Annotated in this window: 22 protein-coding genes and 5 tRNA genes; 7 read left to right on the forward strand and 20 right to left on the reverse strand. The window is 40.4% G+C overall.

Translation table 11 applies throughout. The features are described 5' to 3' along the window. The first annotated feature begins 140 nt into the window (after positions 1-140). The 4 genes from CQA40_RS03395 (at position 141) to CQA40_RS10835 (ending at position 1,404) form a co-directional block, all read left to right on the forward strand. Entirely contained in the window at positions 141-539 is a 399-nt protein-coding gene (locus CQA40_RS03395; RefSeq protein WP_115519555.1) for a hypothetical protein, read from the forward strand. A gap of 27 nt (positions 540-566) precedes the next feature. Further along, positions 567-782 carry a hypothetical protein gene (locus CQA40_RS03400; protein ID WP_115519556.1) on the forward strand — a complete coding sequence of 72 codons (216 nt, stop codon included), beginning with the start codon at positions 567-569 and terminating at the stop codon, positions 780-782. Positions 783-970: 188 nt separating this feature from the next. Further along, positions 971-1,177, forward strand: coding sequence for a hypothetical protein (locus CQA40_RS03405; protein WP_115519557.1), 207 nt, complete (start codon positions 971-973; stop codon positions 1,175-1,177). 14 nt (positions 1,178-1,191) lie between these two features. After that, positions 1,192-1,404 (forward strand): hypothetical protein, encoded by a 213-nt coding sequence (locus CQA40_RS10835; protein WP_147290151.1) that lies wholly within the window; start codon positions 1,192-1,194, stop codon positions 1,402-1,404. 200 nt (positions 1,405-1,604) lie between these two features. On the opposite strand, the gene recJ is transcribed toward CQA40_RS10835, so the two are convergent. Continuing rightward, complete coding sequence (gene recJ / locus CQA40_RS03415) at positions 1,605-3,407, reverse strand: single-stranded-DNA-specific exonuclease RecJ (RefSeq protein WP_115519559.1); 1,803 nt, start codon at positions 3,405-3,407, stop codon at positions 1,605-1,607. A 182-nt stretch (positions 3,408-3,589) separates the two neighbouring features. Further along, positions 3,590-4,492: an outer membrane beta-barrel protein gene (locus tag CQA40_RS03420; RefSeq protein WP_115519560.1), complete on the reverse strand. Its 903-nt coding sequence runs from the start codon at positions 4,490-4,492 to the stop codon at positions 3,590-3,592. 295 nt (positions 4,493-4,787) lie between these two features. Here CQA40_RS03420 and ribH point away from each other — a divergent pair, with 295 nt between their 5' ends. Beyond that, positions 4,788-5,258 carry a 6,7-dimethyl-8-ribityllumazine synthase gene (gene ribH, locus CQA40_RS03425; protein ID WP_115519561.1) on the forward strand — a complete coding sequence of 157 codons (471 nt, stop codon included), beginning with the start codon at positions 4,788-4,790 and terminating at the stop codon, positions 5,256-5,258. A gap of 90 nt (positions 5,259-5,348) precedes the next feature. After that, positions 5,349-5,747 carry a transcription antitermination factor NusB gene (gene nusB / locus CQA40_RS03430; RefSeq protein ID WP_115519562.1) on the forward strand — a complete coding sequence of 133 codons (399 nt, stop codon included), beginning with the start codon at positions 5,349-5,351 and terminating at the stop codon, positions 5,745-5,747. Between the two features lie 151 nt (positions 5,748-5,898). Here nusB and CQA40_RS03435 read toward each other — a convergent pair. The 7 genes from CQA40_RS03435 to CQA40_RS03465 all read right to left on the reverse strand — a co-directional run bounded on the left by CQA40_RS03435 (position 5,899) and on the right by CQA40_RS03465 (position 8,830). After that, a tRNA-Arg gene (locus CQA40_RS03435) sits at positions 5,899-5,975 on the reverse strand. 13 nt (positions 5,976-5,988) lie between these two features. Beyond that, positions 5,989-6,065, reverse strand: a tRNA-Arg gene (locus CQA40_RS03440). A 106-nt stretch (positions 6,066-6,171) separates the two neighbouring features. Further along, positions 6,172-6,248: transfer RNA gene (locus CQA40_RS03445), tRNA-His, on the reverse strand. 168 nt (positions 6,249-6,416) lie between these two features. Further along, positions 6,417-6,494 (reverse strand) — tRNA-Pro (locus CQA40_RS03450). 38 nt (positions 6,495-6,532) lie between these two features. Further along, a tRNA-Ser gene (locus tag CQA40_RS03455) sits at positions 6,533-6,623 on the reverse strand. Positions 6,624-6,904: 281 nt separating this feature from the next. Beyond that, complete coding sequence (gene lepB / locus CQA40_RS03460) at positions 6,905-7,903, reverse strand: signal peptidase I (RefSeq protein WP_115519563.1); 999 nt, start codon at positions 7,901-7,903, stop codon at positions 6,905-6,907. Positions 7,904-7,930: 27 nt separating this feature from the next. After that, the gene (locus tag CQA40_RS03465; protein WP_115519564.1) at positions 7,931-8,830 is read right to left on the reverse strand and encodes a bifunctional 5,10-methylenetetrahydrofolate dehydrogenase/5,10-methenyltetrahydrofolate cyclohydrolase; all 900 of its coding nucleotides are present in this window, start codon (positions 8,828-8,830) and stop codon (positions 7,931-7,933) included. 144 nt (positions 8,831-8,974) lie between these two features. On the opposite strand from CQA40_RS03465, the gene CQA40_RS11845 reads away from it, so the two are divergent. Beyond that, a complete protein-coding gene (locus tag CQA40_RS11845; RefSeq protein ID WP_408941409.1) occupies positions 8,975-9,796 on the forward strand; it encodes a c-type cytochrome in 822 nt (273 codons plus the stop codon). A 115-nt stretch (positions 9,797-9,911) separates the two neighbouring features. Here the strand turns inward: CQA40_RS11845 and CQA40_RS03475 are convergent, their stop codons facing one another. From CQA40_RS03475 to tyrS, 11 genes are all read right to left on the reverse strand, one after another. After that, positions 9,912-11,090, reverse strand: coding sequence for a CNNM domain-containing protein (locus CQA40_RS03475; RefSeq protein ID WP_115519565.1), 1,179 nt, complete (start codon positions 11,088-11,090; stop codon positions 9,912-9,914). 10 nt (positions 11,091-11,100) lie between these two features. Beyond that, on the reverse strand, positions 11,101-12,060 hold the full coding sequence (locus CQA40_RS03480) for a CNNM domain-containing protein (protein WP_115519566.1): 960 nt from the start codon (positions 12,058-12,060) through the stop codon (positions 11,101-11,103). Positions 12,061-12,413: 353 nt separating this feature from the next. After that, a complete protein-coding gene (locus CQA40_RS03485) occupies positions 12,414-14,171 on the reverse strand; it encodes an L-lactate permease (RefSeq protein WP_023927311.1) in 1,758 nt (585 codons plus the stop codon). A gap of 499 nt (positions 14,172-14,670) precedes the next feature. Next, a complete protein-coding gene (locus CQA40_RS03495; RefSeq protein ID WP_115519568.1) occupies positions 14,671-16,029 on the reverse strand; it encodes an FAD-dependent oxidoreductase in 1,359 nt (452 codons plus the stop codon). Positions 16,030-16,233: 204 nt separating this feature from the next. Then, on the reverse strand, positions 16,234-17,751 hold the full coding sequence (locus CQA40_RS03500) for an SH3 domain-containing C40 family peptidase (protein WP_115519569.1): 1,518 nt from the start codon (positions 17,749-17,751) through the stop codon (positions 16,234-16,236). Between the two features lie 45 nt (positions 17,752-17,796). Beyond that, positions 17,797-18,177 (reverse strand): arsenate reductase family protein, encoded by a 381-nt coding sequence (locus CQA40_RS03505; RefSeq protein WP_115519570.1) that lies wholly within the window; start codon positions 18,175-18,177, stop codon positions 17,797-17,799. Positions 18,178-18,219: 42 nt separating this feature from the next. Then, the gene (locus CQA40_RS03510; RefSeq protein ID WP_115519571.1) at positions 18,220-18,735 is read right to left on the reverse strand and encodes a low molecular weight protein-tyrosine-phosphatase; all 516 of its coding nucleotides are present in this window, start codon (positions 18,733-18,735) and stop codon (positions 18,220-18,222) included. A 37-nt stretch (positions 18,736-18,772) separates the two neighbouring features. Next, positions 18,773-19,708, reverse strand: a complete 936-nt coding sequence (locus CQA40_RS03515) for a hypothetical protein (RefSeq protein ID WP_115519572.1) — start codon at positions 19,706-19,708, stop codon at positions 18,773-18,775. 154 nt (positions 19,709-19,862) lie between these two features. After that, positions 19,863-21,236 (reverse strand): N-acetylmuramoyl-L-alanine amidase, encoded by a 1,374-nt coding sequence (locus CQA40_RS03520; RefSeq protein ID WP_115519573.1) that lies wholly within the window; start codon positions 21,234-21,236, stop codon positions 19,863-19,865. 4 nt (positions 21,237-21,240) lie between these two features. Continuing rightward, positions 21,241-22,332 carry a nitronate monooxygenase gene (locus CQA40_RS03525; RefSeq protein ID WP_115519574.1) on the reverse strand — a complete coding sequence of 364 codons (1,092 nt, stop codon included), beginning with the start codon at positions 22,330-22,332 and terminating at the stop codon, positions 21,241-21,243. A gap of 28 nt (positions 22,333-22,360) precedes the next feature. Beyond that, positions 22,361-23,605, reverse strand: a complete 1,245-nt coding sequence (gene tyrS, locus CQA40_RS03530; protein ID WP_258864448.1) for a tyrosine--tRNA ligase — start codon at positions 23,603-23,605, stop codon at positions 22,361-22,363. Between the last annotated feature and the right edge of the window lie 20 nt (positions 23,606-23,625).

A 23,625-nucleotide genomic window follows, 5' to 3' on the forward strand; every position in this document is an offset into this window, starting at 1 on the left:
GATTAAAAATATATTTTACTTGACAAATTATTTTTTATTCACTTATATTTACCTGCCACCTCAAAGAGAATTGACATAGAATTTTTCTTTAGAAATTTTTTAAGGGGTTGCAAATTTAATTTATTTAAAGGAAGCACGAAATGAGGCAAATCATTTCAATCTTAGAGCCTTGTTCTTTTGTCAGCATATCCGTGCTGAGCGTTCAAACTTTACAAATTCCATTTACTGCCCCTGCACCTAGCGTGCAAGAATCTGCACTCACAAAAGATGATGCAAATTTCCTATTTGGAAAAAATGCAGAAAATCTAAATGTGCAATTCCTCTCTCAAAAAGAGCTAGAGGAAACAAAAGGTGAGTTGTGGCCTGCAATTTTTTGGGGTGCTGGGACAGGTTTTGCTTGGGGTGCTGGGCAATCTGTTGTTTTGGATTATTGGAATAATCGTCCAATAAATTGGGGCAATGCTCTAAACAATGGTCTTTCTGGCGCAGCTGGGGGCATTGTATTTGGTGGGCTTGGTAGCAAGCTTGGTATTCGTTAGTGTAATTTTTGTCAAGCAGGCAATATTATGAAGCAATTATCAAAAGTCTTTCTTTTTTACTTTTTTGGTATGTTTTTTAGCTATTTGATAATCACTTATGTGATTTCTCATATATCCGCTTGGGGATATGCTACCTTACAAGAGGGGAAAATCATAGAATGGCTAACTTCAGCTTTTGTTGTGGCATTTTTTTGGGCGATTAGTATGTGTGCTTTTTTGCTCTTTAGACGCAAAAGACATTAGCAAAATATCCACATATCAAAAAAGTTTTTTATGTATTTATGTAAGCTAAGGAAGGGATAAAATCCTTGCTTAGTAAAAAATATTTTAAATCATAAAATAGGTGGTAGAATCTCTTAAAAAAGTGCTAAGAGAAATGTTTTTCTCACACTTGGTAGCACGATAGTTTATAAATGAGTAAGGCTTATAAAATGAAATTATGTAAAATCTGCATATATTGGTTTTTGCTAATGTTTGTTGGATTTTTGATTCCGCCATATATTTTTCCTTATGTTCCCATTGAGTTTTTTGCAGAGTGGGGCTTAGAGTGGCAACAATCGGCATTTGCAAGGGCTTTTAGTGTGGGGATTATGAGTGCGCTCGGGGCAGGTGCTTGGCATTACTTAAAAAGAGATTAAAGGATAGTTTTGCAATGAAAGGTTATGTTGTCCGCTTTGTTTATATGTTTTTGTTTTTTCTGCTTGTGCCAAATCTGCTTGCCTTTGTCCCATTTTTTGATAGATTTTTTTCTGTGAAATTTAGCTCATTTGGGATAGATTTTGTTTTGACAGTTATTGGGGCTTTTATTATGGGGTTGGGCTTTGCGTTTTTTGGTAAATCAAAAAATGATAAGGCTAACACATAAGCTAAGCAAAAATAGCAAATGTATTTATCAAAAAGCAGATGACTTTTTGAAGCAAAAACTTTAATAGCGTTAGTTTTTATACGCTTAGTATTTAGCACATTTAGATTTTGTGCCATTTTAGTTTTTCTAGTGTGCCAGATTTTGCACGCTAGATAGGTGTTTTACTCGTGAGTATAGATTCCTTAAAAATGGTGCAAAATCTATAATATCTCGCTTATAATCATCACAGCTTTGCCACTAAAAGAATCCCTTTGTAATGTGAATCTGGCCGTGATTTCATCGTCTTTTTGTAGTTCTTTTTCACAGAAAAAATACATTGCTTTTATATGAATATTTTGCGCTAGATTTTGATTGGTGTCTTGCTTGGAATCTTGCCTAGAGATTTGCGCCAAATCTTGCTTAGCATCTTTTATAAAATCCTGCTTGGTATTAAAATCTTGTGTGCAATCTAGCGGATTAGCATAATCTAGTGGGCTAAAAATGATTTTTCTATGCACTTCTTTGATAATCTCTACGCTTTCTACGCGCAAAGTAGCTTCAAAAATGGGCTTTGGATTGCCCTGCCCATAGGGCTCAAACTCTTCTAATATATGCAGCAACTCCTCATCAATATCCCTAGAATCTATTTTTAGCAAAAACTCATCGCACGAACTTTCATCATTTTTTGCATAGTCTATATTCACGCTTGCTAAATACTCGCAAAACTCCTCATATTTCTCCTCATCTAGTTGCACTCCTACCGCGCTTTTGTGTCCGCCAAACTCCCCTAAAATCTCTTTTCCTCCATTTAGCAAATCTATAATATTCACACCACCAATCCCCCGCACCGAGCCTTTTAGAATGTTTTTTTGGTTTGTAGTGTTGCTAGCTTGGTTTGTCAGCACAAAGGCGCATTTTTGGAATCTTTTTGCAAGTTTGGCAGCTACTATGCCTAGCACACCCTCATTCCATTGTCCTTTTGTGATTATTGCATTTTGGTATTGGCGTGCGTTTTTTAGCGCGGACTCTAGGGTGTCATTGGCGCATTTTTTGCGCTCCTCGTTTATGGATTTTAGATTTTCTAGGCTTACCTTTGTAGAGTCTAGCAAAAATTCGCTTGCTATTGTCCCCTCGCCCATCCTGCCTGCTGAATTTAGCACGGGTGTTATGCTAAAGGCAATGTCGCTTGCTGTGGGGAATGGTGTCTTTAGGAGTGTTTTTAGTTTGCTTATGCAGGGGAAGTGTGGGTTCTTTAGCTTTTTGATTCCATATAGCACGATTGTTTTGTTGATATGCTTTAGGGGCATCATATCTGCGATAGTGGCGAGTGCGACAAACTCTAGCAATGGAGCTAAATCTATGCTTTTTGCAAGGCTTGAATCTATCTTTTGCAGGGCGATTTTTGTCCCTGCGCATAGATACCACGTTACAAGCGCACCGCAAATCTCTTTTTGTGGAAACTCACAATCGTGTCGCTGTGGGTTTATGATAAAATCTGCATTTGGCAACTGCTCCTTTGGCAAATGATGGTCAGTGATGATGAGGCTTCTACCCGAAGTGGTGCAAAACTGCGCCGCTTCAAACGCACTTATTCCATTATCTACGGTGATGACAATATCGCTAGGATTTTCTTGCAAGATTTTTTGGCTTATACCATAGCCGTCTCTAAAGCGGTTTGGGATAATATAGGTGGCATTTTTGTGTCCCACAGAGTGCAAAAATCTCATCATAATCGCACTAGATACAATCCCATCGACATCATAATCACCCACGACTAAAATCTGCTTTTGATTTGCTATCGCTTGGGCAAGGAAGTGTGAGGCTTGCTCGCAGTCTTTGAGAGAAAATGGGTGGGGCAAGGAGGATAGAGATGAAAAATCCCACTTGCTATTTTTTGATTTTAGTAGTTGGTGGATTTGAGCTTTGCTAAGGGGTGGTGTGTAGCTTTGACTTGAGTTTTGGTTTGGGCTTTGTTTGGGAGGTTGCTCGTGGGGTTGATTGGATTTTTGATGATTTTTTGTCATAGATTCTCTTTATAATTCTTGTGTGGATTTGACTAAAAATATTGTCTAAAATCGCATTATAGCTAAATTTTATTACGCGTAAAAAGTGCAAAAAATTATGCTCTTATTTTTTTGCGGTTTTTACGCAATCTTTGCACGATAAAAAATCAAAAATCTATGATGATTTAAGCAAAATAAAATCACTAAAAATGATATAAAATTCTCGCTCCGATTGAGTAGCTTTGCGTGATTTGTCTAGAGATGATGTTTGATTCATCGCCCTTGTTTATGAAGTAGTGTGAGATAAATGGGATACGCGCAATGATTTCTAAGCCCACAGATTTGCAAAGTGCGGATTGCAAGCCTAGCTGAAGTCCTGTTTCTACGCCATTTTGTTGCACGCCAAATCCTTGAGTGCTTGAGCTAGCTTGGGCTTTTAGTCTATCTACACCGCTACCAAAATAATGCACCCCACCTACGCCTATTCCTACAAATACGCCGATTTCTCTAAAATCCATTAGCAAGTCTGCGTTTATTCCGTAGTGCAGAGATTGGATTGTGCCAATAGAGGATGGGGCTTCAAAGTAGTCAATGTTTGCATATCCACGAATACCAATGCCTGATAAGAAAAAGTGTCTATATCCACCAAGTAATCCAAACCTTAGCCCACCTCCACTATATGGCTCTCGTGCGCTTGTAGCAAGCGTGCCTTTTTCGTCATATTTGATTCCTGTGTAGCTAGCTTCTAGCCCGATGAAGCCGTGCTTTGTCTTTGCTGGATTTTTGGGTTGTGTGGGCTGTGATTGTAGTGTTTTTTGGGATTGTGCGTTTGTGTCTTTGCTTTGTGATTGCATTTTTTCTTGTGATTCTTGGGCTAAAGTATGATTTTGCGGTGTGTCTTGTGTAGGCTCTTGCTCTTTGCTTTCTTTGGGAGATTGTGTGGGGAGTTGATTAGAGGTTTGCTGGTTTGTTTCTTGTGTGTTTCTATCCACCTCTTTTATTTTTTCGTTTATCTCATCTGTCCCGTTTTCTGCAATAGTTTCTGTGAAGCCAAAGCTAGCGCAAGCAAAAGATAACAAAAATAGTGCTTTTTGGATTTGTCGCATTTTTAATTCCGTTATGAATTTTTAAGATTGTGTTTTTGAAGCAACAAATTAAATAGCAAAAAATAAAATTCACTACTAATTTGAATTTTTAATGTTACACATTTTTTCTTAAATTCTGCATAAATTTTGATAATTTTTTGCAAAATAAATAATCAAAATCTTTGGGAGTGTGCAAAAACAATATAATACCAAGACAACAAAGAATGCAAAAATAAGTAAAAAATAGTGTAGAATTTCTTATTTATTTTTGGGTTTAAAAAAGCCCGATACCAAAACTTGATATAAGGAGAATCAAATGAATAAAATTGAGGGCAAAATCCTCCTAAAAGGTAGCGAAAAAATCGCAATTATATGCTCGCGTTTTAATCACATAATCACTGATAGGCTTATCGAGGGGGCGCAAGATAGCTTTGCACGACACGGAGGCAATACTAAGAATTTGGACTTGATTTTGGCACCGGGAGCGTTTGAGCTACCTTTTGTGCTTGATAGGATTTTGGCTGCGAAGCGATATGATGGGGTTTGTGCGATTGGAGCGATTATACGCGGTGGGACACCACACTTTGACTATGTGAGTGCGGAGGCGACTAAGGGAATTGCAAACACCACGCTAAAATACGGCACTCCTGTGAGCTTTGGGGTGCTAACGACTGATAATATTGAGCAAGCAATCGAGCGTGCAGGCTCAAAAGCGGGCAATAAAGGCTTTGAAGCGATGAGCTCTCTTATAGAATTGCTTAGCCTTTATGCAGAGCTAAAAGTGTGAATTTTGTGCGGATTTAGCTATAAACATAAAAATAACCGCATAAAAATCTAACCGCAAATTTAAGACAAAATCTAAAAACAAAGGCACAAAATGGCAACTAGGACACACGCTAGAGAAGCGGTAATCTCGCTATTATACGCGTATCAAAGTGGCAATGCAGAAGTGGAAGCCTTTGCGTCAAGTTTTTTAGAATCTCGCAAAATCAAGAACAAGCAAAAAGATTTTGCGCTTGGGCTTTTTGCTGGTGTTATGGAGCATTTGGAAAGTATTGATTTGGAGCTAGCGCAGAATCTAAAGGAGTGGGATTTTGAGCGATTGGGACAAATGGAAAAAAGCATACTGCGACTTGGGGCTTATGAGATAGCGCATACTAGCACGGATACACCTGTGGTGATAAATGAGGCTATTGAGCTAGCAAAGAATTTTTGTGATGACAATGCTTCAAGGCTGGTAAATGGCGTGCTTGATAAAATCAAAAAAGTAGGGTAGAGATTTTTTGTGGGGGGTTTGTGATAATTGATTGTGTTTTGTGGGTTTCACAGAGAGTTTATGACATTTGTGTAAAAAAGCGTGGCAAAAGTCTTACCCAAAGTCTTAAAAAATGTGCTTCCCAAAGAAGTTAAGTGAAGCTAAAAGCAAGTGGTGCGCCCAAGAGGACTCGAACCTCTGACCTACGGCTTAGAAGGCCGTTGCTCTATCCAGCTGAGCTATAGGCGCAAAAACTCATAAGTGGTGCGCCCGAAGGGAGTCGAACCCCTAACCCCCAGATCCGAAGTCTGGTGCTCTATCCAATTGAGCTACGAACGCAAAAACCTCACAAAAGAACAAAAATCATCTAAAAGAGTAAAAATCTTAAGAAAAATAAAATTAAAAAAATCGTTTAAGAAGTAAAAAGCTACAAAAGAAGCGAAAATGGGGTGGGTGATGGGGCTCGAACCCACGACCCTCAGTGCCACAAACTGATGCTCTAACCAACTGAGCTACACCCACCATTTACATACAAGAGCGTGTAATAGCCCTTGACTTTGCGCTTATCAAATCTGCAAAAACTATGCAAATCCGCATATCCACACCTAATATCTAATAAGCTCCTATAAACTTGCGTTTGCAAATCTTATAAGCCAGCTATCAAACACAACAAAATCAAAAAACTTCAAATGGTCGGGGCGAAAGGATTCGAACCTTCGACCCCTTGGTCCCAAACCAAGTACTCTAACCAGACTGAGCTACGCCCCGATATTTGAATCTAGCCAAACGCTAGCAAAAGCCAAAAATGGCGGACAGAGAGGGATTTGAACCCTCGAGACCCGATTAAGGTCTGCACCCTTAGCAGGGGTGTGGTTTCAGCCACTCACCCATCTGTCCACAAATCCTGCAAAAATTGCAAAAAATAAAGCTGTAATTTTAATCTATACTGCATAAAATATACCTTAAAATTTAGCAGAATTTTGGAATCCACCTCACAATCCACTTCAATCTATTTCTAATCTATGCGTTTTTGGTTGTGTAGATTTTGATTGAAGTGAAAGGCTACTTATGCCCTCTTGCAATGAGTAACCCCAGCAATGATAAGAATCTGCAATAGCTAAACTTGCAATAACTAGACACAATTAAGCCACGCCTGCTTTCTGCCCTCACTATTTGTGCTACTTGCTTGCTACTTCGCTTGGGATAGATTTTGTCGTGGCTTTTTGTGTGGTTAGCTCCTCTATGCCTTGCATTGTCTTAAACATTCTCTCCCATCGCAGAGAATATCGCTGCTTTGGCTCAAAATAAGCGTTTGATTCTATGCTTTGAGTGAGGTTTATGCTTAGGTAGATAAACCACGGCGTGCCTACGATATTTGAGTATGGCACACTTCCCCAGAATCGTGAGTCTTCGCTGTTGTTGCGATTGTCCCCTACCATAAAGTATTCATCATCAGCGATTTTTTTGTAGAAATATTCCACGCGTCCGTTATCAATGAGTGCTTCCATAGAGATTCCGCGATATTGTGCGCTAAAGTCATAGGGCGAGCGTCCATCTTGTCTAGCTTCATTATAGATACTTGCCATTTGGTAAAAAGATGAGATTCCCTCATCATAATTCACGCCTAAATGTTTTTTTGAGTATGGCTCTAGCACAAAGAGTTTATCCCCTCTTTGCACCATTTCATAATCACTATAATGCTCTTTTACATACTCGTTGCCCTCGCTTGGGTGTAGATACATTCCACGCGGAGTGAAAAGCACTTCATCGCCACCTTTGGCAAAAGTTCGCTTGATATAGTGGTCGGTTTTTAGTCCTAGCTTTTCTAGGTGTGGGGGGATAAATATGACTATATCGCCACGACTTGGTCCCTCTGCTTTGATTAGATGTCCATTGCCAAAAAAGTCGGGCAAGATAGGCGTATTTATCCACGGAAGTCGAGGCAGTGGAATCCCATAGGAGTATTTTTTGGCAAACAAAATATCGCCTTCATAAAGAGTGCCAACCATAGACCGTGAGGGAATCACAAAGCCTTGTGCGACAAAAAATATCACAAATAGCACAAGCACAATCGTCCCTGTCCAGCTAGAAAAAAAGACATATATTCCACTCAAAATCTTGGTAGCCAAAGTTTTTGGGCTACTTTTTGTTTGGCTAGATTCTTGTGTGCTATTCATTTTTGTATTCCTTTTTTGTGGGGGATTTTAGAGGTTTTGGGAGTTTTGGATATGGTAGGCTTTTAGGGTGTTTTGCAGGAGTGCAGCTATCGTCATAGGTCCTACTCCACCGGGCACAGGTGTGATGAAGCTAGCCTTTTTGCTTACATTTTCAAAGTCTACATCACCACATAGCTTGCCGTCTTTTAAGCGATTTATGCCTATGTCTATGATGATTACACCATCTTTTATATGCTCTTTTGTGATTAGATTTACTTTGCCAACACCTACACAGACAATGTCCGCACTGCGCGTAAATACCGAAATATCACGCGTGAAAATATGGCAAATGCTAATGGTTGCACCTGCATTTAGCATAAGCTGGGCAAGTGGCTTTCCTACGATATTGCTAGCACCGATGATAGCGACATTTTTGCCTTGTAGCTCGATATTATACGCCTTTAGTAGCTCCATAACTCCTAGCGGAGTAGCGGGGGAAAATCCAATGTCTGCGCTATCATAAGGTAAGCTATTTTTATCTTGTTTTGTATTTTGTTTTTCAAGTCCACATTGCATCCTACCGACATTGATAGGGTGAAATCCATCGACATCTTTGTGTGGTGCAATAGATTGTAAAATCTCATTCGTGTCAAAGTGCTTTGGCAATGGTAGTTGGACAAGGATTCCATTCACACTCTTATCGGCATTTAGCCTAGCGATTTCCTTTAGGATTTGCTCTTGGTAGGATTCTTGGCTAAAGCGTAGGACTTCGCCTATGATACCGACATTTTGACAGGCTTTTGCTTTCATATTGACATAGGCTAGGCTTGGGGCGTCTTCGCCTACTAGGATAACCACTAGCTTTGGTTTTGGATTTAGGGTTGCTACTTGGGATTTGAGAGAATCTTGGATTGAGAGAGAGAGGGATTTGCCATCTAGGATAGTCATCAAGTGCCTTTGTGTTATTGCTTGGTGCAAATTTGGTGTATTTGGTGTGCTTTAGTTATATTTGGGTGTTTTGACTATGTTTTATATCGTGGTTAGGATTGAATAAAAAGTGCTATTATAATGAAAAAATATTAAGGGTTTGATATGAAGTGCATATCTTTTGGCAAAACTTTTGCAAAAATCTCGTGTGTGGCGTGGAGTGTGGGGCTAGCCCAAATCCTAAACGCACAAAATCCCACACTAACCACACAAAAAGAGAATACAAAGCTAGAATCACAATCTAGCGTGCCTGAATATATCCCACAATCAGCTTTAGAATCTACCTTAGAGGCTACTTTAGAATCCGCTTTGGACTCTAGTTCGCAAGATTCTAAAGCCCAAAAAGATACAGACAAAGATGCAACTAAAGAAAGCACAAAAGAGATGACACAGAGAGAAAAAGAATCTAGCTTAAATTCTGCTACAAAATCAATCACGCAAGAAAACACACAATCAAGTCCCATAACCTCAAAAAATGAAAAAAGCGAAAAAAAAGATGAAAAAGATACAAAAAAGTTTGGCAATATTTTTAAATCCCAAAAACTAGACTCCACCCCAAAAGCTGACTTGCAAACCGATTTGCAAAACTTGCAAAACTCACAAATAAGCAACCAAGCAAGCGCACAATCAAATGAAAGCTTTATCACTCCCCAAGAGTATGGCGCAAGTCTGTATGAATATCCTCGCGGAATCGGCTGTATCAAATGCCACGGCGCAATAGGCGAGGAAACTTTGCTAGCCACATACACCCATAAGGGTAAGCAAAAAACCCTCCTTGTCCCGCGCATAAATAACCTAGAGCTTTTCAACTTCAAAACTGCTCTAAACCAAGACAAAGGCATAATGCCAAAATACAATCTAACCGATGAGGAAATCCAAGCGATTTATCTCTATATCAGCTCCAAAAACCCCACAAGAATCAAGTAAGGTTTGCGTAACAAATAGCAAACACTTACAAACACTGATAGGCATAGGTAGAGCATATTACATAGCATTGGCAAGTATAGATTTATGTGTGATAAAAGGCTAGATTTTACAAAGTTTAGCCCCATATATTCCACCATTTTTTCTGCGAAATTTTTATTTCTTTTATCTTTTTTGCTTCTTTTTTTGATTTTTCATCTTTTTCTTGTGCGCGTTGTTTTTTGTGCTTTTCTTTGATTAGGTTTTGTCTTTTGGCAAGCTCTTGCATATCTCGCGCTTCATCAAACTCATCGACAATCTCATCGCCTAGCAGTGTCTCAAGCACATCTTCAAATGTTACAATTCCCATAAATTGCTCATATCTATCAAGCACCACAAAAAGTTTTGTATTTGCTTCATCATCGCTTTTGTAAGAATCTTTTGTGTTTTGTTTTGCGCTATCGTTATTGGTAAATAAATGCAGAAGTTTTAGCACAGAAATATTATGCGGGACAATGTTTGCTGGCTTTGCAAATTCTCCTACTTCTTTGTCGTCTTCGCCTTGCAGGCTAAGGGCTAAAATCTCTTTAGAATCCACCACACCCACAATAGAATCCACGCTCTCTCCTAGCACGGGGACGAAAGAATGGTGCGTGATTCGCTTATGCTTGATAGCATCTTTGATTTTTTCATCGCTTTTTAGGCTAAAAACCACACTGCGGGGGGTTAGAATATCCACAGCTTGATAGTTTTTTAGGGTTAGTAGATTTTTGACAATATTTGTCTCTTTTGCACCTAGTGAGCCACCTTTGTTGCCTATTTCGCTAGCTGCCAAAATCTCGCCACGACTAATGGCGACTTTTGCTCCGCGTGTGAGGAAATGTGTGATTCCCTTTGCCAATACGACAAAAGGGAAAGTGATTTTTAGTAAATATCGCACACATACCGCTACACTAGGGGCAAAAGCCCTCCAATAAGTCGTGCCTAAAGTTTTGGGGAAAATCTCTGTGATATAAATCATCGCTATGGCAAATATCGTAGAAGCGATGAACTGCCACTCTTCGCCATAAAGTCGCGTAATCTCTATACCAAATCCCGTAGAGCAAGCAGTTACCGCAAAGGTGTTTAGCACCAAAATCGCGCCTTCAGCTTCTTCGACATTGGATTTTAGGTAGCGCAGGTAGCCACCTACTTTTGGGTGATTTTTTTCATAGCTTTCTACGAAAGATTGGCTAGTGCTAAGAAATACAGATTCTAAAATTGAGCAGATGAAGCTAAAGATAATCGCCACACAACAATACACAATCAATAATGTCATCTATGCTCCTTTAGTGCCTTGAGATATTGCCCACACCTAGCACGGCATTTAGCGCGTCTTCTAGGGTAACTATTCCAACTAGATTGCCTTTTTTGTCCAGCACGGCAAACAAATGTGCGTGGCGCAGGATAAAAAGTCGCAAAAGCATAAGGACTTGCATATTTTCTTTGACAGAGGTAAATGGTTTGGCAATGCTTTTTAGTGGCTCTTGCCCTTTGTGCTTGAGATTGGCTTGGAGGATTTCTTTGCGATAGGCAAGCGATGTGATTGTAGCAGAATCTGCGCTTAGAGGTATGCGCGAATATTTGCGCTTTTGGGATTGCTTTAGGGCTTGTTTTATGGTTAGATTTTCATCTAGGGTAAAGATAAGTTTTTTGGGTGTCATTATGTCTTTGACGCGGATAGATTTTTGCCCGATGATATGCTCTAAAATATCCATTTCTAGCTCATCTAGCGAGCCACTTTTTTCGCCTAGCTCCATAAGGGCTAAAATCTCATCTCTGCTGATTCTCTCTACATTGCCTTTGCGGAAAAAAAATGTGATTCCACGAGAGATATACACAAATGGAAATGCTACATAATACATCACTATGAGTGGATAGCAGCAGGGCAAAATGAGCTTTTTCCAATACATTGCGCTAAGGGTTTTGGGGATAATCTCTGCTACATACAAAATACTAAGCGTTAGCACGATAGCTACCACTCCAGCCCACTCATCGCCAAACACTTCCACAGACTGCGCACCCACAGCTGCTGCACCCAAAGTATTGGCAAACATATTTACCACAAGCACCGCACCTACGGAATTATCAATATTTGCTTTTAGGTGTTTTAGGATTTTGCCTGTTTTGGTTAGCTTGGCACTTGCCTCGACAAAAGGTGTAGTCGCGCTAAATAATGCCGCTTCAAACACCGAGCAAGCCGCAGAAATAAACACTGTGCCAAGAAAATATGTGATAAGTAAAGTCATAAATGCACCTTGTTGGATTTTGCCTTATTTGGATTTAGTTGTTTTGAAGTTTGATAAAAAGTATATAAAAACGATAGGTAAAGGTAGTTTGCAAAAACGCTAAAATTTTAAGAAATTTCTTAGGAGTAATTATCGGCAAATTAAGTGCAATTTGGATAAAAATCACACCAAAATGTCTAGCCCCCAAAATTACTACTAGGTCTTAGGCAAATTTTAGGGATTTAAGAAAAAGCTAAATTCTGCTAAAGCTATTAGACTTAGCTAAAATTGCTAAGTTTTGCCCCCTCCACGATTTTAGATTTTTGCACGATTTAGGCACGATTTGCCCCCTTTAATCGTGCTTCAACCTCCTCCTATACCTTAGGCAATGGCACTACTTCAGGGATAATTCCATTTAAAAATAGTGAGATTACCAAAGTCCAAATGCCAATGAGGATAATAAATCCTAGAGAGTATTTAAATGTGAATTTAAATAGTTCGGCTTCTTTGCCTACAAGTCCCACTGCCGCGCACGCAATAGCGATACTTTGCGGGCTTATCATTTTGCCGACAACGCCACCCACAGAGTTTGCTGCTAAAAAGAGTGCTTCGCCCACACCTAGCACACTCGCACTTGCTTGCTGCAATGTCCCAAAGAGTAGGTTTGAGCTTGTATCACTTCCTGTGATAAACACGCCAATCCACCCAATCACAGGGCTAAAGAAATTAAACGCATCGCCTGTTTGGGCAAACGCTCGCCCGAGTGTCTCGCTCATCGCGGAGTTTTTGGAGATGAACGCAAATGAGACAACAAGCCCAATGGTAATACAAGGAATTGCCATTTCTTTTAGTGTATCCCAAAAGCACTCTGCTGCGTCTTGGGCTTTGATTTTGAGAAACCAAATGGTAAGGAATGCCGCGAGCAAAATCGCTGTGCCTGCTTGAAGCGCAATAAGGTTGATAGGCAGGCTTAAGCCCACAGGCTTGCCATTTGTGCCAAGCAGTGTCCAGCCAAGAGAATTGAAGTTTATAGTGATTTGGGTATAGCTTAGCACGCCTACGAGCTTGTAGCCGATGATTTCTTTTGCTTCATTAAAGATAGGCAAGACATTATGCCAAAAATCAGGCTTTGGCAATGATTCACCTGCTTCTTGGAAAAGCACAGGATTGCCGACTTTGAATAGCCCTTGAAACCACGGCTGTGTCCAAAGCACGATACAAATAATAAGCAAAATAAAAGGTAACCACGCCCTAAAGACTTTGCCAAATTCTAGACTTGCGACAGAAAAGTTTTTCTCATCATCTAGGCGGAAAATATTGCTAGGCTTCCATACCTTGAGAAAGAGCGTGGTGCAAGCAAGCGAGACAATCGCAGAAGCAATGTCAGGGAGCTCTGCGCCAAGATAGTTTGAGCTTAAGAACTGAGTCGCTGTAAAGCTCACTGCTGCGACAAAAATCGCAGGGAATGTCTCTCTCACGCCCTTAAAGCCGTCCATCAAAAAGACGATGAAAAATGGCACTGTAAGGCTTAGAGGCACGAGCATTCGCCCTACCATAGCTGCTACGGCGTGCTGCTCGACACCTACAAGGTTTGTCATCGCAATGATAGGAATCCCAACCGCACCAAATGCTACAGGAGCGGTGTTTGCGATGAGGCAAAGCCCCGCAGCATAAAGTGGCTTTAGCCCTAATCCCACAAGCAATGCCGCAGTAATCGCCACAGGTCCTCCAAAGCCTATCGCGCCCTCCAAAAACGAGCCAAAACAAAAGCCGATGAGAATCACTTGGATTCTGTGGTCGGGCGTGATACTCATCACACTTTGCTTGATGACTTCAAAGCTCCCTGATTTCACAGAGAGCTTGTAGAGGAAAATCGCTGCGATGATAATCCACGCAATAGGCCACATACCTTGCGCAAAGCCCTGAACGAAGCTCGCACCTATGAGCGAAAAAGGCATATCATAAGCAAAAAATGCCACCAAAGTTGCCACAATCACGGTGATAAAGCCTGCTTGATAGCCCTTTAGCTTAAAGGCAAGCAAACATAGCAAAAAGCACGCGATAGGCACAAACGCGAAAAGCGCGCTAAGCCAAAGGTTGTTTAGAGGGTCGTAGTGTTGAATCCACTCCATAGAATCTCCTTTTGAAGTATGAAATAAAAAGCCTCTTTATTTTATAGCGTTTTGTGTCAATATCGCATTAACTTCTTGCATAAAAAATATAGCAATGTGTAAAATAGTATCAAATATTTCAAAAATGAACAAAAAAAGTGCAAAAATCGCCCTCGTAGAATCCTACATAGAATCTCCCATAGAATCATAGAAAAAATCTTGGAATGTAGTGGAGTGTGAATGTGGTGGGCTAATAAAATGTGTGGATTTTATAAAATCCAAAAACGCTTGGTATAATATTTTGGTTTATGTTTTTGGATTTGTTTTAAGTGTGTCTAAAAAATGAGTGTCTAAAAAGCCTTAGGCATAAGACTATGTCATAATCGTGCCTAAGGTGCGAAGATATAATGTGCTTGCGAAGTGCGAATACACAAAGTGCAAAGATAAAACAAGTGAAAATACAAAAAGTGTTATCTAGCGATTTTGATAGCAAAGCTACTATAAACAATATCGCTAAAATCTATGACTTTAGCTCCTCTGGAGATAAATCTGCTAAAAATCTCTCTTTATCAAAGCTAACACCCAAGTAAGCGGTGATTTCTTGCGCATCTACAAGGGCGTTTTGTAGGCAGCTTGTCGCACCGGGCGATGGTGTCATATTGAAAGTTATGCCTTTGTTGGTAATGATTTTTTTCTCGCCTAGCTCTAGTTTTTTTGCAGTTCTGTCAATTACTTGCGGGCGCACTTCCCCATAGCCATCCGCGTATTGTATGTCTTCTAGCTTTAGTGAGGGGATAAGTTTCCTAGCGTCTTTTAAGAAAAGTCTTTTTCCAAAGTATGGGAACTCAAATATCATATTTCTTATCGCATAAGCGCGGATTTCGCTATCCATTATCAAGTCAAAAAGCACACCAAATACTTCTCTGTGGAAGTCTACTTGCCGAAGTTCGCTTAGGCTTATGCCATTATACCAATGCTTCTTGCGCTCTAGCTTTGGCATAGCAATAGCAGTAGGTCCTATGCGCGTGCGTCCGTTTGCGTTTATATCTGGGTCACCGTGTAGTGCAGCAAAGGGAAGTTTTGGATTTTGCACCATATAGACTTTGCCCTTTAGCAAAGTAGGTGCGAAGTAAAAGCTACCTGCCATAGGCAAGCAACCTAGATTCATACCATAGCCCATAGATTGCGCTAGGATAAGTGAGTACGAACCAGCATTTACAAGCACAAACTTCGCGCTTATAGCATCTCCACCTCTAGAGATGAGGTAGTAGCCTTCATCTTTTGCGCGGATTTCCTTTACCCAAAAGTTTAGCAAGACTTCGTTTTTTGGGTTATTTTCTAGCGCACGAGCTGCAAAATCCTCGCTTAGTAGCTCAAAATTCATTCCGCACCACGCTTGCTTATAACCACTTCCTACGATATTTTCAGGTCTATCGCTTCTGCCGTCTTGTCCAAGTATGATATGTGGCTCTAGCTCTTTGATTTTGTCTTTTTCAAACCACTCCATATCTGGAAATACTTCCAAAAATTCGCTATGTCGTTTTCTCATAAACTCACATTCTCTATCCCCCACACCGATTGCCATTTTTTGCATTTGGAAAATGATTTTGTTTTGGAGGTTGTGCTTTAGTGCGTAGGTTTCGACTTTTTTGGCAGAGAGACGGACTTTTTTGGCTTTTTCTGCGGTATAGTTGGTTTCTATTGAGCCATCGTGTATGGTTTGAGAGTTTGCTTTGACATTGGAGCTTACTTGAGCTAGCCTGCCACATTTCTCCACTATGGCAATCGAGCCTATTTTGGCATATTCACTTAGCGTCCAAAATAGAGCGTTTCCAGATACGCCACCACCGATGATTGCTACATCAAAATGCTTTTCCATTTGGATTCTCCTATAATTTTTGGCTTTGTAGCCGTTTTATTTGTGTTTATGTGTGATTGTTTAGGTTTTTAGATTGGCGTTTATTATAGTATGAAATACACTAAATTCTAACTTTTTTTAACTTTTTTTTAACTTTTTTGTTTTTTTATTTTTGCCTTGCAAGAGGTTTGCAAAATCCACTCTAAATATTGCTTTTTTAGGGCGTTATTCTTGGAGTTTATCTTGCAAATTTGAAATGCCTAAGATTCTATCTATAAGTAGCGTGTAGTTATCCTTTGCGTTGTTTTCTTCCCCTGCGTATAGGCTAGTGATGACTACGCCGCCTAGTAGGCTTTTTGTCGCTACGCGTTTTTTCTTTGTGCGGACGCTCCACGAGCTGTGTGCTACCATAGCTTTGCCTTTATACTCGCCAATGTAGAGCATAATATGCCCCTTTAGCCACAAAATACTTGCAAAAGGCACACCATTTTCTAGGATATATCGCTCTTTTTGCTTTCTGTCAAGTTTGTCTAGCTCTATCATATTTCTTGCCCATCTGCCTTGTGAATACGAGTTTCTAGGCATATATAGCCCAAAGTTTGCAAAAATATCACGGATAAATGCCGAGCAGTCTCTGTTCGCTAGATAGCCACCCCAGCCGTATTTGTGTCCTATCATTGTGTTGATTATCTGTGCGGTAAGTGTGGGGCTAAAACTCTGTGGAAAAAGCATAAAATCTTTTGGCTTTAGTCTTGCTTCTATGAGAGTGGCTTTGCCTGAAATCTCGCGTTTTGCGATATAGACTAGATAGTCCCCGCGCACCACGCTAGCCACTCCCAAAATCTGTCCCACTCTAGCGTGTGTCAAAAACTCACCTTTTCTATCATAGATAGGGATTTTATCTCGCACGGGTAGGATATAGGTTTTGATTTTGGTTAGGATTTCGCGCTCGTGGGTGTTTATGATAGCTAAATCCCGCACTTTTACCCAGCCATATACAAAGCCACTTTGGATATGCGCCCACTCCTTAGAAGTGTCATAGTGCGTAATCATCACAGGGGTATTGGCAAAGATAAGTGAATTTTGCCACTGGTCAAATGGATAATCATCAGCTCTTTTAAATCGTGGCTTATCACTTGGCACAGCGCGGACATCAGTAGTTTCTATGATGATAGCCTTTGTAAGCGTGCTAGGATAGGCTTTGATATTCATTCGTTCATAGATTTCTTTGGTAGTTTCTAGTGAGTTTGGAAATAGATTTTCCCCAAAGCCTGTGTTTTTTAGCAATGAGTCTTGCGCCCAAAAGACACTTTTTTTATCTGGATTTGCTTTTGTAATCTCCCACGCAGAAAAATGCTCTTTTAGGTATAGCTTGGCTAGGGATTCTAGCTTTTGCTTGGTGTCTTTGTCTTGGGGTTTTTGCTTGCTAGATTTTGCTACATAGCTTAGTGCGTCTTGGGAGTAGATACTTGGGTCTTTTGCAGGGAGGTTTATCTCTTTTATCCCACAAGAACTAAAAAATAAACACACCCACGCACACAAAGCGCACAAAGATAAGCGCGAGATTAGGTTTGGCACAAAATCCAAGCGAGAGTTTGAGCAAGGCTTTGTGCGTGAATTTGCGCCAAGATTTAAGCAAGGCTTTAAGCAAATATTTGAGCAAGATTTTGAGAGAATATTTTTGAGGGGATTTTTTGCAAAAATCTGTGATATTTGGCGTGGTATAGCGAGTTTATGTAGCATATTTAGATTCCATATTTGCTGATTTGCGCAAAAAAGGCTTAAATTTTAGGAATCACTAAATGTGGCTTTGTATTTTACTTCATCAAAGCCTATTAGAAATTCTTTGGGTTGTTTTGTATCTAGGGTTTCATATATCTCTATTATAGGGCGTTTGATAAGTGTGGGGTGCTGCTCTATTTGCTTTAGTTTGTCCTCTAGGCTTAGATTTTGCTTGCCTAAACCTAGTTTTTTGTAAGTCATTCCTTTGGAGTTTAGCAAAGATTCTATGCCAAATATTTCACACCAGCGAGTAATATCTGCTTGGCTTGGTGGGTTTAGTTTGAAGTCTATGAAGTCATATCTCACATTTGCTAGCTCCAAAAATTTTAGAGCCTTTTGCACGCTCCCGCAGTTTCTAATCCCATAGATTTTTGCACACTTTTTCATTTGTCTATCCTTTGTTTTGATTTTTAGCGATTGCTAGCAAGTTTATTTGTTTGGCAAATCTGCTTTAGCTAAGTTCTCTAGCAGGTTTGCAATCCCAGCTTCAAGCATTTCATAGACTTTGGCAAAGCCATCACTACCTCCATAATATGGGTCAGGCACTTCCTTACCTCCTAGCCCAAAATCCCCCAAAAGCACCACCTTGCTAGGCTTAAACCCAAGTCGCAACAAAGTGGCGTAGTTTTGCCTATCCATTGCGACAAACAAATCAACATCGCTGTGTCCATATAGGCTTACTTGCTTGCTAGTGTAGCTTGAAATGTCTATACCATTTTCTCTAGCAATCCCAATAGAGCGAGAATCTATCCCCTCATCATTATGAAAGCCAGAAGTCCCAGCCGAGCAAAATTCTATTTTGGCTTTGCTTTGCTTAGGCATTTTGGCATAAAGATGCTTTGCGATTCCCTCTGCGAGTGGAGAGCGACAGATATTGCCTAGACACACAAAGCAGATTTTTTTTGGAATCGTGCTTTGCAGATTTTTAGCAGAATTTGGTGGCATTTAGATTCTCCGTTTTATTGCACTAAGTGGATTAAAATCAATTTTTTGTGGATTTTGGAAATGAAGTGGGTGAGGGTAGTGGAGGATTTTTCTTTTTGCGAGATTTTAGCGACTTTGGCAAAAACTCACGCAGGCTACTTGGAGGAAATTTGCCATTTATAATCGCACTCATAAAATCCCCACACCACGCCATTAGCGCGATGATGAGAAACAAAATTCTAGCACTGCTATAATCAGCTTGAGCAATGAGTTTGGAGCTAGCACTAAAGGCAAGCACACCTACAACAAGCCACAAAATATTGGCGTATTCATAAAAAGAAAACAACTCTTTGTTGCGCCAAAGCGAGACGATAAGCAGTGCTAACGCCACATAAAACAATGCCACATCAAAGTAAAATAGTAGATTTTTTTTGGCATAGTAGGGCTGCAACGCAAGGGCAAAAAGCACAAAAAGGCTTACACAAATTGATGGCTTGTATTTCTCAAGTAGATTCCCCCATTTGCTAAATGGATTTAGCCGAAGTTTGAAAGCAAGCAATAGTAGTGGCAAAAATACCAAAAGCCCATAGCTTACGCAATACACAAAAATATCAAAAAACTTCCACAAGATAAAGCCGCTTATGGTGTCATTTACTGCGTAGTTTATGCTATCGGCTTGGTATTCAAGCTGACTTTTGATGATTCGTAATATAAGCACGATACTTACAAAAAACGCGATAAAAATGCTAAGAATGGATTCTAGGGATTTGTGGTGTCGCTTTTTGCGCATATAGATACAAAACCCCACACACATAAGCACCCACAAAAACAGCAAGACATTGCTGATAAAATCAAAAGCGCGATGAGGGTAAGAAAAAATGAGAAAAAGTTGGTTGAAGTTTTGGGAGATTTGCGAGACAAGCAGGGACAAAAACACAAACACCGCAAAGAAAAAGAAAAGAGAGGAAAAAATACGGCTACTAGAAAAAGTCATCACTGCTCCTTAAAAGTCTTTAGAGGTATTGCCTTGCAAAAATCTACCCTCTAAAATCCGCGCTATAAAATCTACACCACAAAATCTACTTGAAAATATACTTGATAAAATCCGCCTGCAAAATGATACAAACAAGCAAAAACTACCTAGAAAATCATTCTTTGAAATTTTTTGCTACAAAGCTATCTATGCCATCTGCGATGCCCAAACTTAGCACCCTTTGATATGTGTCCTCATTTAGTCTTTGGGCTTCTAGCGGGTGAGAATTATACCCTATTTCTACCAACACAGATGGCATTAAAGCACCTACTAATACCCAAAATGGTCCCTCACGCACTCCGTTATCCACAATCGTGCTTGGCGGATAGTTTGCTTGCAGATTTTGTATAAGCCCTGTTTGTATGTCGATAGCAAATCGATTGGAAGAAACTATGCGATGAGATTCTAGCCTATCTAAGAAGTTTTGTTTGCTATAAAAATTCATTATCTCAATATCGGCTTGGTTTTCCTTTGCTGCGACACTTCTAGCATCTTCGGTGCGAGCAGCAGAGAGGAAGTATGTCTCTATGCCTCGTGGAGATTTTTTGCCCACAGGGACAGAATTTGCGTGGATAGAGATAAACAAATCCGCTTTTTTGGCATTGGCAAATTTGGTGCGCTCGGGCAACTCTATGAAAATGTCCCTATCGCGCGTGAGGTAGCTCTCATAGCCTCTTTTTTTTAGCTCATTGTGCACTTTTAGGGCGACTTTTAAAACGATATGCTTCTCGCACACTTTTGTAACACCAAAAGCCCCGCAGTCTTTGCCCCCGTGTCCTGCATCAATAACGACTTTTAGCCCTTTTCTACTACTTGGTGTGGCAAGAGTGGTTGAGACAATCGTGCGAGGTGGTGGGGTTTTGGGCGTGGATTTTGGTGTGGTTTTTGTGTTTTTTTGCTTTTGTGCTGATTTTTTGGAATCTTTTTTTGCAGAATCATTTTTTTGCACTTCTTTTTTTTGAGTTTTTGGATTTTGAGTAGGTTTGCTTTGAGTTTGTTTGGCGGGTTGTTTTGGAGGCTGTTTGGCTTGGCTAGTTTGAGTAGGCTGGGCTTGGGGAGGTTTGCTTTGGGCTTTAGGTTCTGCTTTTGGCTCTGTTTTTTGTTGTGTGGTGGATTGAGTAGTGCTAGATGGGATTTTATCCACAAAGGATAGATAGAGATTTTTTTGCATTGGTTTTAGTTGGTATTCCATACCATTGCCATTTGTGATGACTATGCGCGTGATTTCGGGGGTGTTTTGGGCGATTGTTACTTGGGCATTGCGCGGAAAAAAATACACTTTTCTACCAATGTCAAGAACGGCTTTTATGTCTATGTAGAAAGAGTTTTGATTGAGTTTGATAGGGGTTAGGCTAAGAGAATCTATGTCGTTTGAAAAAACGACTTTCAAGCTACTAGCACCAAAAGGGACAGCATTTGTGATTCGTAGATTTTGCGCTGCAAGCGGATAGGCAAGAAATATGGCTAGGGCTAGCAAAATCCGCCTCATAGCTCTAGCCTTTTGTGAGTTCTTCTATTAGTTCTTTGACTGAGATGATTTTGTCGATTTTGTAGCCGTTTGCACCTGTGAAGTAAAGCCCCTCTTTTGTGTTGCCTAGATGGGCTTTACCTAGAGAGTCTGCTATGCAATACCCCACCTTTTTTGCTTCTACACCTCTGTGGCAGGGGGCTACGCAGTTGCTTACGCACTTGACTTTTGGGGCATTGCCCTCTTTTAGTCGCTCTATGACGCCGATTTTTATCGCCCTTGCGGGGTAGCCCACAGGGGATTTGACAAGCTCTATGTCCTCTTTTTTGACAAAGGGCATTATCTCTTGGTAGGCTTTGGCATCGCACTCAAATGTGCCCAAAAATCGTGTCGCCATTTGCACGCCACTTGCACCAAGTGCCAAAAACTTGTCAATATCTTTTCTATTCCAAATCCCGCCCGCTGCGATGATTGGGATATTTCCCCATTTTTTTGTCTCTTCGACTATGGGAGGGAGAATCGCCTCTAGCTGACATTCAGGCTTGAAGCAATCCTCGTATTTAAACCCTTGATGTCCTCCGCTTAGCGGTCCCTCTACGATAAAGGCATCGGGGATTTTTTTGTATCGCTCTTCCCACCGCTTGCAGATGATTTTTATCGCTTTGACAGAGGATACGATAGGCACAAGGGCTACTTCGGGGAAGTTTTTGGTAAATTCGGGCATATTTGTCGGCAATCCTGCACCTGTAACGATGATATTTGCCCCTGCTTCGCACGCATCTCGCACCACTCTACCATAGTCGTTGATTGCGTGCAGGATATTTGCGCCTAGTGGTTTATTTCCACAGATTTTGCGAGCGTTTTTAAATATTTCATTTAGTGCAACTTTTGAGTAAAAATTTAGCGTTTCAAATGGCTTATTTAGCACTAGTTTTTCAACAAACTTCATTTGATGATAATACCCCGTGCCAACGGCGGAAATAATGCCAAGCGCACCCTCTTTTGAGACATTGCCTGCTAGATTGTCCCAGCTAATGCCAACACCCATTCCACCCTGAAATATAGGGAATGTTATGGTGTGTTTGCCGATTTGTAAAGGCTTTAGTTGGGATTTCATAATCTTAGCAGTCCTTTATTTGTTGTGATTATTGGATTATTGCTTTTAAGAATCGGCGTTTGCCTACTTGGATAATATGCTCGCCTTTGCCTAGTTTTAGGTTTTCATCTTGGATTTTTTCTTTGTTGATTTTTAGGGCTCCAGCTTTTATCTCACGCCTTGCTTGGCTACTAGAGGGACATAGCCCACTTTTTGAGAGAATCTCACACACCCAAATCCCACTTTCGCTAGAATTAGCAAAATCATCTATTTTGAAAGTAGATTCTGCAATGTCGCTAGGGATTTCTTTTTGGCTAAAGACACTATCAAACGCCTGCTTTGCATCATTTGCCAAATCTAGGCTATGAAATCTGCTTGTAATCTCTAAAGCAAGCATTTCTTTTGCTGCCTTTGGGTGAAGTGTGCCTTTTGCTACTTGCTGCTTTATCTCCTCTATTTGCTGATTGCTCTTTAGGCTTAGCAACTCATAATACTTCCAAGACAACTCATCAGAGATACTCATAATTTTAGCATACATTGTGTTAGGATTTTCTGTAACTCCAATATAATTGCCTAGAGATTTGCTCATTTTTTGCACGCCATCTAGTCCCTCAAGTAGTGGGAGAGTAAGCACGGATTGTTCTTTTGGTAGTCCATAAGCTCGCTGCAAAGCCCGTCCTACAAGCAAATTAAACTTTTGGTCATTCCCCCCTAGCTCTATATCCGCGCTCAAAGCCACAGAATCATACCCCTGAAGCAATGGATAAATAAACTCAATAATGCTAATTGGCAAGTTTTGCTTATATCGCTTAGTGAAATCATCTCGCTCTAGCATTCTAGCTACTGAAAAGTTTGCCGTGAGGTTTACAAGCCCGCCTATGCCTAGCGCGTTTATCCACTCGGAGTTAAAGCATACTTGGGTGTATGCGGGGTCTAAAATCTTAAAAACTTGATTCTCATAAGTTTTGGCATTTTGCAAGACTTCTTCTTTGCTTAGCTGCTTTCTTGTCTGTGTTTTGCCACTTGGGTCGCCGATAGTCGCAGTAAAATCCCCGATTAGAAATTTCACATTTCCGCCGTATTTTTGGAAAGTGGCGAGTTTGTTTAGTAGCACTGTGTGTCCTAAGTGCAAATCTGGTGCAGTGGGGTCAAAGCCAGCCTTTACGACAAACCTCGCTTCTTTTGCTTGCTTGCTAGATTGCGCGTTTTTTTTGCTTTGGAAATATTTTTCTATAAGAAAGGCGATATATTCTTCTCCGATAAATTCGCTAATCCCACGCTTTATTTCTGCCATAGCTTCTAGCGTCTCTTTAG

Origin of the sequence: Helicobacter sp. MIT 01-3238 (genome assembly GCF_003364135.1) — a bacterium.
Classification (GTDB): Bacteria; Campylobacterota; Campylobacteria; order Campylobacterales; family Helicobacteraceae; genus Helicobacter_B.